We start from the raw sequence: 1104 nt of genomic DNA on the forward strand, positions 1-1104 counted from the left end.
CCCTATCTTCCCACAGAATTTCACGTGCTCCGTGGTACTCTTCTTAAAGTGTCTCTATTCTGATTTCGACTACAAGACTGTTACTTTCTTTGGTTCTTCTTTCCATAAGATTTGTCTATCAGTTTAGGCTTACTTTAATGGGCTTGTCTCTGTTCGCTCGCCGCTACTTGGAGAATCGAGTTTTCTTTCTTTTCTTGTTCCTACTTAGATGTTTCAGTTCAGAACATTCGCCTCCATACGCTATGTATTTACGTATGGATACTAGAGTGTGTCTAGTAGGTTTCCCCATTCGGATTCCCCCGAGTTACTGGATATTTGCTCCTATTCGAGGTTTTCGTTGCTTGTCACGTCCTTCTTCGCCTCCTGGTGCCAAGGCATCCGCCTTGCGCCCTTAGTTTCTTGACCGGAAATATATACTGTTATTCGATTTTCAATGTTCAGATGTCGATTCGTTAATCGACTTTTATGACTCTGGTTAAGTCATTTTTTGACTTTTAAAAAGTCATTGGCCGTTTTTTGACAAATCGAAGATTTGAAACAAAACGGCACCTGACCTACGACGCAATCGAAGATTGCTGTTAGGTCATTGGTGGAGATAAGGAGATTCGAACTCCTGACCCCCTGCTTGCAAGGCAGGTGCTCTCCCAACTGAGCTATACCCCCATAAAAGAACCTTAAAGTAAATACTTGTTGAGTTAGCACTCCTTAGAAAGGAGGTGATCCAGCCGCACCTTCCGATACGGCTACCTTGTTACGACTTCACCCCAGTCATCAATCCTACCTTCGACTGCTCCTCGTTTAGGTCACAGGCTTCGGGTATTATCAACTCCCATGGTGTGACGGGCGGTGTGTACAAGACCCGGGAACGCATTCACCGCGACATTCTGATCCGCGATTACTAGCAACTCCGACTTCATGTAGGCGAGTTGCAGCCTACAATCCGAACTGGGATTGGCTTTGGAGTTTTGCATTATATCACTATATAGCTTCCCTCTGTACCAACCATTGTAGCACGTGTGTAGCCCAGGACATAAAGGGCATGATGATTTGACGTCATCCCCACCTTCCTCCGATTTGTCATCGGCAGTCTACTTAGAGTCCCCG

Annotated in this window: 1 tRNA gene and 2 rRNA genes; all 3 read right to left on the bottom strand. The window is 45.5% G+C overall.

The window, feature by feature from the left end:
* Positions 1-405, bottom strand: a 23S ribosomal RNA gene (locus ACU68U_RS09210); the annotation flags it as partial.
* A 182-nt stretch (positions 406-587) separates the two neighbouring features.
* A tRNA-Ala gene (locus tag ACU68U_RS09215) sits at positions 588-663 on the bottom strand.
* Between the two features lie 46 nt (positions 664-709).
* Positions 710-1104, bottom strand: a 16S ribosomal RNA gene (locus tag ACU68U_RS09220); the annotation flags it as partial.

The organism is Finegoldia sp. P3-F-LR (assembly GCF_052932165.1).